The organism is Cellulomonas hominis, assembly GCF_005239125.1.
Taxonomy (GTDB): Bacteria; Actinomycetota; Actinomycetes; order Actinomycetales; family Cellulomonadaceae; genus Cellulomonas; species Cellulomonas hominis_A.
The window spans coordinates 1-10612 of record NZ_SZYE01000136.1 but is presented as its reverse complement, the minus strand read 5'-3'; the positions used below and the strand labels follow the sequence as shown (position 1 = coordinate 10612).

Below are 10612 nucleotides of genomic sequence, written 5' to 3'. Positions count from 1 at the left end.
CCGACCCGCGGCCGCGCGACCGCACCGTCCTGCTCAAGCACGCCCCGACCCTCGCGGCGGTGCTGCTGGGCGCTGCCGTCGCAGCCGCCGCACCGGGCGCCGCCGTGACCGACCCGGGCGCGGTGCTCGCGGGCGCGGTGCTGCTCGCGGCCGCCACGGTTCTCGCGGTGCTCGCCGCGCTGCACCCGTCCGCAGCCACCCGCCGGGCCGCGGACCCCTGGTCGGCCGGTGACGGCTGGGCGGTGGTGGTGCCGCTGCTGTCGATCCTGGCGGTCGGCCTGCTGCGCGCCGGCACGGGGGACGCGGGCTCGCTGTTCGGCGTGGTCCTGGTGCTGCCCGTCATCTGGGTCGCCGCAGAACCGGGACGCTGGTCCGTGCTCCTCGCGGCGGCGGCGTCCGGCGTCGCGCTCCTGCTGCCCGCGCTGCCGGGCACGGGTGGGTCGGCCGACGACCTGGCCTGGTGGCGGGCCGCCTTCGCGCCCGCGGTCTACGCGCTCGCCGCGCTGACCGTGAACGAGCTCGCCCGCCGCCTGCGCGGGCACCTGGCGCGGCTGCGCGACGCGAACCGGCTCACCCGCAGCGTGCTGGAGGCCGTCACGGAGCAGGCGGTGGTGGGCACCGGTCTCGACGGCGTCGTCGACGTGTGGAACCCGGGCGCGGAGCGGCTGCTCGGCCGGAGCGTCGCCGAGGCGCGGGGGACGCTGCGGGCCGACGAGCTCGTCGCCGCCGGCGAGCTGCAGGAGCGCTGGCGGCAGGCCGGGACCACGACCCCGTTCGCGGCGCTCGTCGCCGACGTCGCGCCGGGCCGCGCCGAGGCGTCGGAGTGGACGTGGCTGCGGGCGGACGGCTCGCCGGTGCCGGTGCAGGTGTCGACGACGGTCCGGCTGGACGGTGAGGGCCGGCCGGTGGGCTACCTGTTCGTGGCGACGGACGCGTCCGCCGTGCACGAGGCGGGTCGCCTGCAGGACCAGTTCACCGGGATGATCTCGCACGAGCTGCGGACGCCCGTGAGCGCGGTCGTCGGCCACCTGGAGCTGCTCCGGGACGACCCGCTCACGCCCGACCAGCTGCGGTCCGTCGAGGTCGCCGAGCGGAACGCCGCCCGGTTGCTGCGTCTCGTGGACGACCTGCTGTTCACGGCGCGGGTGGACGCGGGCCGGTTCCCGCTGGCGCTCGCGGACGTCGACGTGGCCGAGGTCGCGCGCACGGCCGTGGAGTCGGCGCGCCCGGCCGCGGACCGGGCCGGGGTCGTGCTGGCGCTCGACGTCCCGGAGACGCCGGTGGTCCTGCCGGCGGACGCGGTCCGGCTGGCGCAGGTCGGCGACAACCTGCTGTCGAACGCGGTGAAGTTCACCCCGTCGGGCGGCACGGTGACGGTGCGGGTGACGGCGACGGTCGACCACGTGCGGCTCGCCGTCGCCGACACCGGGCTCGGCATCCCGGCGGACGAGGTCGACCGGCTGTTCTCCCGGTTCTTCCGGACGACCACCGCGACCCGGAACGCCGTGCCGGGCGTCGGGCTGGGGCTGGCGATCACCCGGTCGGTGGTCGTCGCGCACGGCGGCGTGATGGAGGTCACGAGCACCGAGGGGGAGGGGACCGCGTTCACGGCGGTGCTCCCGCGTCGGCCGCGCGGGCCGGCCGCGGGCTGACGGCCCCGGGGACGACGAAGCCCCGCCTCGCCTGGGGCGATGCGGGGCTTCCTCGGTGGCTCCGACCGGCGTCGATCCGGTGACCTTTCGATTTTCAGTCGAACGCTCTACCAACTGAGCTACAGAGCCTTGATACGACGACACCGGCCCAGTGGACCGGTGTGATCGAGCGACCCCGACGGGACTTGAACCCGCGACCTCCGCCGTGACAGGGCGGCGCGCTAACCAACTGCGCTACGGGGCCTCGTTGTGAGACCTATTCTTCCACATGCACGAGGCTCGTACCCCCAACGGGATTCGAACCCGTGCTACCGCCGTGAAAGGGCGGGGTCCTGGGCCGCTAGACGATGGGGGCTTGCGCCCCTGACGTCGAGGCGTCTTCAGACCGAGGAAGACTCTACGGGTACGTCGGCGGATCCTCCAAATCGGCGAGGATGGTCCGGTGATCGACATGTCGCGCGAGGACTTCGAGGACGCCGTCCGGGACGGTCTGGACCGCATCCCGGAGGAGCTGGCCGCCCGGATGGACAACGTGGTCGTGCTGGTGGAGGACGACGCGCCGGCCGACGACCCCGACCTGCTCGGGCTGTACGAGGGGGTGCCGCTCACCGAGCGCGGCGAGTTCTGGGCCGCAGGCTCGCTGCCGGACCGCATCACGATCTTCCGCCGGCCGACGCTGGCGATCTGCGCGGACCGCGAGGAGGTGGCCGAGGAGGTCGCGGTGACGGTGGTGCACGAGATCGCGCACCACTTCGGCATCGACGACGAGCGGCTGCACGAGCTGGGCTGGGCCTGACCGGGCCGCCCGCCGGCGCCCCGCGGAGGCTCGGTAGGGGGCCAAGGTCCCGTCTGGCGCGACCCGTGCGCTCGTAATGTCTGGGTCAAGCGCGCCCGCACGACCGCCCTCGTGCCGCGGCGCGCCCCGGGTGACGCCCCCGCGGCGCCCCGAGGCCTCGACGCGTAGGGAGCCCCCACATGACCGCGGACCTGACCCTCGACCTGTCCTGCGTCCACCTCGCGCGGGACGTCCGTGCGGCCCTCGACGCCAGCCCGCGCGTCGTCGTGCCCCGGTCCCGGGAGGAGCTGTACGAGCTCGCGATGGGCCCGGACGGCGGCCCGACCTTCGCGGTGGAGTACGACGTCGACGGCGCGCCGTACCGGGAGGCGGACGTCGCGCGGTGCCGCAACGGCCTCGCGGTGAACTACCCCGAGGACTACATGCGGCGCCGGGACCCGGACTGCATGCGGATCGCCGACCGGCTGCCGACGGACAAGCCCCGGTACCGGGACGTCTACGGCGAGGAGTTCGACCCGGTACGGGCGGAGACGCTGGCCTGGCTCGCGACGCAGGAGCTCGTGGTCGTGCCGTTCCGGGCCGGCGGCCCCGCGGTCGGCTACCCGTCGCTGGCGATCTGCCCGGCGAACGCCGCGTTCTTCGCGCTCACGCTCGTCGACCTGCAGGGCTGGGTCACCTTCGAGGAGCTCGGCCCGTTCGACCCGCGGTCGATCCTCTACGTCGCCCCGCCGTTCCGGCACACCCGGTTCGGCGGCCGCCAGGTCGTGGTCCACGACCGCTCCGAGCGGCTGCACGAGGTCTGGGCCTACAACCTGTACCCGGGGCCGAGCGCCAAGAAGGGCGTGTTCTCGGTGCTGCTCGACATCGGCGAGCAGGAGGGCTGGCTCACCGCGCACGCCTCCTCGGTCCGCGTGACGACGCCGTACGAGAACGAGACCGTGATCATGCACGAGGGCGCCTCGGGCGGCGGCAAGTCCGAGATGTGCCAGGAGATCCGGCGCGAGGACGACGGGCGCATCCTCGTCGGGACGAACGTGGTGCGCGACGAGCCGTACCACCTGACGCTCGGCGAGACGTCGGCGCTCGCGCCGGTCACCGACGACATGACGCTGTGCCACCCGTCGGTCCAGGTCGGCGACGGCCGCCTCACGGTGTCCGACGCCGAGGCGGGCTGGTTCGTCCGCGTCGACAACCTGACCTCCTACGGCGAGGACGCCGCCCTGGAGCGGGCGATCATCGAGCCGGAGCAGCCCCTGGTGTTCCTGTCGATCGACGGCGTCCCCGGCGCGACGGCGCTTCCCTGGGAGCACACGCTCGACTCGACCGGGCGGCGGTGCCCGAACCCGCGGGTCGTCATCCCGCGGTCGTCGGTCAAGAACGTCGTCGCGGAGCCGCAGCAGGTGGACGTCCGCACCTTCGGCGTCCGCATGCCGCTGTGCACCCGCGACGCGCCCACCTACGGGATCATGGGCGTGATGCACGTGGTGCCGCCGGCGCTGGCGTGGATCTGGCGGCTGATCGCCCCGCGCGGCGACAAGAACCCCTCGATCGGCGAGAGCGCGGACGTCGCCGCCGCCCTGGCCCACGGCGGCATGGTGGCGGAGGGTGTCGGGTCGTACTGGCCGTTCTCGACCGGCACCAAGGTGGCCGCCGCGAACCTGCTGCTGCGCCAGCTCGTCACCTACGACCGCACCCGGTACGTGCTCACGCCCAACCAGCACATCGGGGCGTACCGGGTCGGGTTCTCCGCCGAGTGGCTGACCCGCGAGTACCTGGCCCGGCGCGGCGGCGGCCGGATCCGCCGCGAGCAGCTCGCCCCGGCCCGCTGCTCGCTGTTCGGCTACCGGCCGACCGAGATGAAGCTCGACGGCCAGCAGATCCGGCCGACCCTGCTCCAGCCCGAGTACCAGTCGCACGTCGGCCCCGAGGCCTACGACACCGGGGCCGCCGTGCTGCAGGGGTTCTTCGCCAGCGAGCTGCAGCAGTTCCTCACCGACGACCTCGACCCGCTGGGCCGGCAGATCATCGAGCTGTGCCTGGCCGGGGCGCCGGTCGAGGCGTACGAGGAGCTGACCCCGCTGCACCTGTAGGGGCGCCCGGGGTCGCGCGCGGCGTGGTTACGCTCGGGTCCGTGACCTCCGAGACCGCACCCACCGCCGCCCCGCGACCCGGCCGCCCGCGCCTCGGGGTGGTGCTGCTGCCGCAGCAGCGCTGGGCGGACGCCCGGCACACCTGGCGGCGGGCCGAGCAGGAGTACGGGTTCGACCACGCGTGGACCTACGACCACCTCGCGTGGCGGTCGCTCGCCGACGAGCCGTGGTTCGCGACCGTCCCGCTGCTCGCGGCGGTCGCCGCGGTGACCGAGCGGATCCGGCTGGGCACCTGGGTCGCGTCGCCGAACTTCCGGCACCCGGTGCCGTTCGCCAAGGACGTCATGGGCCTCGACGACATCGCCGGGGGCCGGTTCCTGCTCGGGCTCGGCGCGGGCGGCGAGGGGTTCGACGCGGGCGTGCTCGGCCCGGCGCCGACCCGGGGCGAGCGCACCCGCCGGTTCGAGGAGTTCGTCGAGGTGCTCGACCGGCTGCTCACGCACCCGGTGACCGACCACGAGGGCACGTTCTACGAGGCGCACGGCGCCCGGATGCACCCCGGCACGATCGCCCGGCCGCGCACGCCGTTCGTCGTCGCCGCGGCCGGCCCCCGGACGATGGCGCTGGCCGCCCGGTACGGGCAGGGCTGGGCCACGTACGGCCCGGTGCTCGCGCCCGACGAGCAGCCGGCGACCCCCGCGGCCGCCCAGGACGCCTGGTGGGCCGGGGTCGCCGAGCAGGTGGGGCAGCTGCGGGAGATCGCCGGGCGGCTCGCGCCCGGCGGGCGGGTCCCGGACCTGTACCTGAGCCTCGACGGCGCGCCGGTGTTCTCGCTGGAGTCCGCCGACACCCTGGTCGAGGGCGTGGAGCGCGCGGCGGACCTCGGGTTCACGGACGTGGTCGTGCACTGGCCCCGCGCCGAGGGCATCTACGCCGGGTCCGAGGACGTGCTGGCCGAGGGGCTGTCCCGGCTCGGTCGGTGAGCGGGCGGGCAGGCGTCAGCGCGCCTGCCGCGCCTCCCACGCGCTGGCGACCATCTCCGTCAGCGTGTGCCGCATGACCCAGTCGAGGTCCCGGGCCGCCGCCTCGCCGGACGCGACGATGCGCGCCGGGTCGCCGGGGCGCCGGGGGGCCACCTCCGGCTCGAACGCGATGCCGGTGCCCTGCGCCATCGCGGTCATGATCTCCCGCACCGAGACGCCGTCGCCGGAGCCCAGGTTGTAGACCCGCTGCAGCGTCCGCCCCTCGTCCAGCGCGCGCGCCGCGGCGACGTGCGAGGTGGCCAGGTCGGCGACGTGCACGTAGTCCCGGACGCAGGTGCCGTCGGGGGTGTCGTAGTCGTCGCCGTTGATCCGCGGGGTGCGGCCCGCGGCGAGCGCGTCCAGCACCAGCGGGAACAGGTTGTGCGGGCTGGTGTCGGACAGCTCCGGCGTCCCGGAGCCGACGACGTTGAAGTACCGCAGCGAGGTGTGCGCCAGCTCGGTCGCGCGCCCCTGGTCGCGCAGCAGCCACTCGCCGATCAGCTTCGACTCGCCGTAGGGCGACTCGGGGGCGGTCGGGGTGTCCTCGGTGACCAGGTCGACGTCGGGGGTGCCGTACACGGCGGCGCTCGACGAGAACACGATGCGCCGCACGTCCGCGGCGGCCATCGCCTCGAGGAGCCGGGCGGTGCCGGTGACGTTCTGCTCGTAGGTGTGCAGGGGGCGCTGGACCGAGACGCCGGCGTACTTGAACCCGGCCAGGTGCACGACGCCGGTGACGGCGTGCTCCCGCAGGGTGGCGGCGACCAGGTCCGCGTCGAGGATCGAGCCCTGCACGAACGGCACGTCGTCGGGGACGAACTCCCGGTGCCCCGAGGACAGGTCGTCGAGCACGACCGCGCCCATCCCCACCTGCCCGAACGCCCGCACCACGTGCGACCCGATGTACCCCGCTCCGCCGGTGACCAGCCACGTCGTCATGCACCCAGCCTAGCGCTGCTCCGGTGCTCCGGTGGTGCTTCCTGATCGATTCCGATCGTTTGTGGTGGGTCCGGCGCGGCGCGATCGCGGTGCCGGGGGGCGCGGGAGCGGGTCTGCCGGTCCTCGCTCCCGGGGTGGTGCGCTCGCGCGCGCGATGCGGCAGAGTGCACCGCAGGCGGGCGCGCGGTTCCGGGCGACGGGCCGCCGGCGAGGAAGACGGTGCGACCGGCGTCCCGGTGGCAGCGCGCCAGATGCTCAGTATGCTGAGCATCTACTCGAGCCCAGGGGAGGACGCGTGCGCAGTGCCCGCACCCGAGCGGACGCGGGCGGCGGTCTGGTGGCCGACGCCCCGGCGTCGCGCGCGCGGACCCGCGCGCACACCCCCGCCGACCCGGTCCCGGACCTCGCCGCGCGGGTGGAGGACGGCCTCGCCGCCGTCCGGCTGCTCCTGGTGGACGACGTGCAGTCCCGCCGCTCCCGCGCGAGGGAGCTCGCCGTCGAGCACGCGGCCCTGTGGCGGGCGGTCGGCGACCAGCTCGGCGGCGGCCGGCTCATGCGCCCGCGGCTGACCGTCGCCGCGTACCTCGGCCTGGGCGGGACGGACCTGACGGCGGTCGCCCCCGTCGCCGCCGCGCAGGAGATGCTGCACACCGCGATGCTGGTGCACGACGACGTCCTCGACCACGACGACACCCGCCGGGGCCGGCCGAACGTCACCGGGACGGCGCGCCGCCGGCTCGCGGCCCGCGGCCTCACCGGGCCCGCGGCGGACGACCCCGTGCTGGCCGCCGGCCTGCTCGGCGGGGACCTCGCGATCGCCGCCGCGTTCGACCTCGCCGCCTCGGCCCCCGTGCCCCCGGAGGTGGCGCTCCGCGTCGTCCGGTCGCTCGCCCGCGCGGTCGACACCACGGTCGCCGGGGAGCTGCTCGACGTCACCGGCGCCCTGCACGGACCCACCGCGGTGGACGCGCTGCGGGTCGCCGAGCTCAAGACGGCCGTGTACTCCTGCTGCGGACCGCTCGGCGCGGGCGCCGTGCTCGCCGGCGCGGACGACGGTGTGCTCGGGGTGCTCGACCGGTTCGGCACCGCGTTCGGCGTCGCGTTCCAGCTGCTCGACGACGAGCTCGGCGTGTTCGGCGACCCGCTGGTCACCGGCAAGTCCGTGCTGTCGGACCTGCGCGAGGGCAAGCGGACCGAGCTGCTGCGCCTGGCGTACCTCCGCGCCGACGACCGGCACCGCGCGGTGCTCGACGCCTGCGTCGGCCGGCCCGACCTGACCGAGGCGGACGCCGCGCGGGTGCGCGAGGTCATCGCCGCCTCCGGGGCGCTCGACGAGGCGCGGCTCGTGCGGGCGGACGCCGTCCGGACGGCCCGGACCACCGCGGTCGACGGCCTCCCCGAGCCGCTGGCCCGCTACCTCACCGAGCTGCTCGACGCGGTCGCGGGGGTGTCGGCGTGACCGCCACGCGGCCGCCCGTGCGGGTCGCCTCGGCCGCGCTGTACGACCGCACCGCCGCCCGGGCCAGCCGCGCCGTGCTGGCCGGGTACTCGACGTCGTTCGGGCTGGGGACCCGGCTGCTCGGCCCGCGCGCCCGCCGGGACATCGAGGCCGTGTACGCGCTGGTCCGGATCGCCGACGAGGTGGTGGACACCCGGGGCGGCGACGACGCGGCGGCCCTGCTCGACGAGCTCGAGGCGCAGACCGCCCGCGCGATGACGTCGGGCTACTCGACCAACCTCGTGGTGCACGCCTTCGCCCGCACCGCCCGCCGCACCGGGATCGGGGCGGCGGAGGTGGACCCGTTCTTCGCGTCGATGCGAGCCGACCTCACCGTCCGGGTGCACGACCGCGAGTCCTACCTCCGGTACGTCTACGGCTCGGCCGAGGTCGTCGGGCTGATGTGCCTGCAGGTGTTCCTCAACGCCGACCGCGCGCCGCACGAGCCGGTGCGCCGGCCCGACGCCGCGACGGTCGACGGCGCGCGGGCGCTGGGCGCCGCGTTCCAGAAGATCAACTTCCTGCGCGACCTGGGCGCCGACGCCGGCGAGCTGGGCCGGCTGTACTTCCCCGGCGTGGGTCCCGACGGGCCGACCGACGCGCAGCTGGTGGCGATCCTGGACGAGATCGGGGCCGACCTGGCCCGCGCCCGCGCGGCGCTGCCGCGGCTGCCCCGCCGGGCGCGCACGGCCGTCGCGGCGACGCTGGCGCTGTACGACACGCTGCTGACCGACCTGGCCGCGACGCCGCCGGAGCGGGTGCTGGCCACCCGCGTGCGGGTGAGCACGCCGCGGAAGGTCGCGGTGCTGGCGCGCACGCTGGCGGGCCAGGCCGCGGACGCGGTGCTGACGCGGGGGAGCGCGGGCGCACCTGCCCGCGACGGACGAGACGACGGAGGTGCGGCGTGACGGGTCGGGTGGTCGTGGTCGGCGGCGGGATCGGCGGCCTCGCGACCGCGGCCCTGCTCGCCCGGGGCGGCGCGGACGTCACGCTGCTGGAGCGGCACGACCGGGTCGGCGGGCGGACCGGCACCTGGGAGCAGGACGGGTTCCGGTTCGACACCGGGCCGTCCTGGTACTTCATGCCCGAGGTGTTCGACCACTTCTTCGCGCTGCTCGGCGAGCGGGTCGAGGACCACGTGGACCTCGTGCGGCTCGACCCCGCGTACCGGCTGTTCCCGGAGCCCGACCCGGCGGCCGGGCCCGGCGCGGCGGCCGAGCCGTTCGACGTGGTCGGCGACCCCGAGGCGAACTGGGCGACGTTCGAGGCGATGGAGCCCGGCGCGGGCGAGGCGTTCCGCCGCTACACCGCGGCATCCACCGACGCGTACCGCACCGCGCTCGACCACTTCCTCTACACGACCTTCGAGCGGCCGGACCGGGCGATCACCGCCGACGTGGCCCGGCGCTCGGGCACCCTCGCGTCGCTGCTGACCCGGACGCTCGCGGACAAGGTCGCCGAGACCACCGACCACCCCGTGCTGCGGCAGGTGCTCGGCTACCACGCGGTGTTCCTCGGGTCGTCGCCGTACCGGGTGCCCGCGCTGTACTCGCTCATGAGCCACCTCGACCTGGTCGACGGCGTCCGGTACCCGCGCGGCGGCATGTACACGCTCATCGAGGCGGTCGAGCGGCTGGCCGTCGCGCAGGGCGTGACGATCCGGACCGGTGCGGACGTGGTCGCGGTGGAGGTCGACGGCGCGGGGCGGTCGGTGCGGCACCCGCGGCGGACCGGCGTCGCCCGCGGCGTGCGGCTCGCGTCCGGCGAGGTCGTCCCCGCCGACGTCGTGGTGTCCGGCGCGGACCTGTTCCACACCGAGACCGTGCTGCTGGCGCCGGAGCACCGCACGCTCCCCGAGCCGTGGTGGGAGAACCGGGGACCGGGCATCTCGGCGCTCCTCGTCATGGCCGGCGTGCGCGGCGAGCTGCCGGAGCTGGCGCACCACTCGCTGTTCTTCACCCGCGACTGGCCGGGCAACTTCGACGCGATCCTCGGCCCGGGGCGGTCCTCGCGGCCCGAGGACCTGCGCGTCCCGGACTCCGCGTCGCTGTACGTGTCGCGCACGACGGCCACCGACCCGTCCGCGGCGCCCGAGGGCCACGAGAACCTCTTCGTGCTCGTGCCGTTCCCGGCCGACGCGTCGATCGGGGCCGGCGAAGCCGGGGCCGCCGAGCTCGACTCCTACGCGGACCGGTACCTCGACCAGGTCGGGCGCTGGGCCGGCGTGCCGGACCTGCGCGCCCGGGTCGTCACCCGGAAGGTGGTCGGGCCGGCCGACTTCGCCCGGGACTTCTCCGCCTGGCGCGGCACCGCGCTCGGCATGGAGCACACGCTCCGGCAGAGTGCGATGTTCCGGCCCGGGGACCGGTCGCCGCGCGTGCCGAACCTGCTGCACGTCGGCGGCGGCACCGTGCCGGGCGTCGGGCTGCCGATGTGCCTGATCAGCGCGGAGCTCGTCGCGAAGCGGCTGCTCGGGGAGACCTCGCCGAGCCCGCTGCCCGCGCCGCTGCGGCGCGGGTACCTCGACGCCGCGCGGCGCCGCGGGGCGTGGGCCGAGCACGCGGACGGGCCGGCCCGGGCGGACGACGACGCGCCGGGACGCGCGGGTGCCGCGG

Annotated in this window: 8 protein-coding genes and 3 tRNA genes; 7 read left to right on the top strand and 4 right to left on the bottom strand. The window is 75.8% G+C overall.

Translation table 11 applies throughout. From position 1 onward, the window contains the following. Nucleotides 1-1652: sensor histidine kinase (locus FA014_RS14445; protein ID WP_154730354.1), on the top strand; the 1652-nt coding region annotated here is incomplete at its 5' end. A gap of 56 nt (nucleotides 1653-1708) precedes the next feature. Here FA014_RS14445 and FA014_RS14440 read toward each other — a convergent pair. The 3 genes from FA014_RS14440 to FA014_RS14430 form a co-directional block, all read right to left on the bottom strand. Further along, nucleotides 1709-1781, bottom strand: a tRNA-Phe gene (locus FA014_RS14440). A 41-nt stretch (nucleotides 1782-1822) separates the two neighbouring features. Beyond that, a tRNA-Asp gene (locus tag FA014_RS14435) sits at nucleotides 1823-1896 on the bottom strand. A 38-nt stretch (nucleotides 1897-1934) separates the two neighbouring features. Further along, nucleotides 1935-2007, bottom strand: a tRNA-Glu gene (locus tag FA014_RS14430). Nucleotides 2008-2103: 96 nt separating this feature from the next. Between FA014_RS14430 and FA014_RS14425 the strand changes: the two genes are divergently transcribed. The 3 genes from FA014_RS14425 to FA014_RS14415 all read left to right on the top strand — a co-directional run bounded on the left by FA014_RS14425 (nucleotide 2104) and on the right by FA014_RS14415 (nucleotide 5521). Beyond that, complete coding sequence (locus FA014_RS14425; RefSeq protein WP_154730356.1) at nucleotides 2104-2448, top strand: metallopeptidase family protein; 345 nt, start codon at nucleotides 2104-2106, stop codon at nucleotides 2446-2448. A 179-nt stretch (nucleotides 2449-2627) separates the two neighbouring features. Then, complete coding sequence (locus FA014_RS14420; RefSeq protein WP_154730353.1) at nucleotides 2628-4538, top strand: DUF4914 family protein; 1911 nt, start codon at nucleotides 2628-2630, stop codon at nucleotides 4536-4538. Nucleotides 4539-4579: 41 nt separating this feature from the next. Next, nucleotides 4580-5521 carry an LLM class flavin-dependent oxidoreductase gene (locus FA014_RS14415; RefSeq protein WP_154730352.1) on the top strand — a complete coding sequence of 314 codons (942 nt, stop codon included), beginning with the start codon at nucleotides 4580-4582 and terminating at the stop codon, nucleotides 5519-5521. Nucleotides 5522-5536: 15 nt separating this feature from the next. On the opposite strand, the gene galE is transcribed toward FA014_RS14415, so the two are convergent. After that, nucleotides 5537-6499 carry a UDP-glucose 4-epimerase GalE gene (galE, locus tag FA014_RS14410; protein ID WP_154730351.1) on the bottom strand — a complete coding sequence of 321 codons (963 nt, stop codon included), beginning with the start codon at nucleotides 6497-6499 and terminating at the stop codon, nucleotides 5537-5539. Between the two features lie 295 nt (nucleotides 6500-6794). Here galE and FA014_RS14405 point away from each other — a divergent pair, with 295 nt between their 5' ends. From FA014_RS14405 to crtI, 3 genes are all read left to right on the top strand, one after another. Then, nucleotides 6795-7958 (top strand): polyprenyl synthetase family protein, encoded by a 1164-nt coding sequence (locus FA014_RS14405; RefSeq protein ID WP_195969300.1) that lies wholly within the window; start codon nucleotides 6795-6797, stop codon nucleotides 7956-7958. Further along, nucleotides 7955-8905, top strand: a complete 951-nt coding sequence (locus FA014_RS14400) for a phytoene/squalene synthase family protein (protein ID WP_230323175.1) — start codon at nucleotides 7955-7957, stop codon at nucleotides 8903-8905. The genes FA014_RS14405 and FA014_RS14400 overlap by 4 nt, the downstream gene beginning before the upstream one ends. Then, nucleotides 8902-10612 (top strand): phytoene desaturase family protein (gene crtI / locus FA014_RS14395; RefSeq protein WP_154730349.1); only part of this gene is annotated, 1711 nt, incomplete at its 3' end. The genes FA014_RS14400 and crtI, both read left to right, overlap by 4 nt.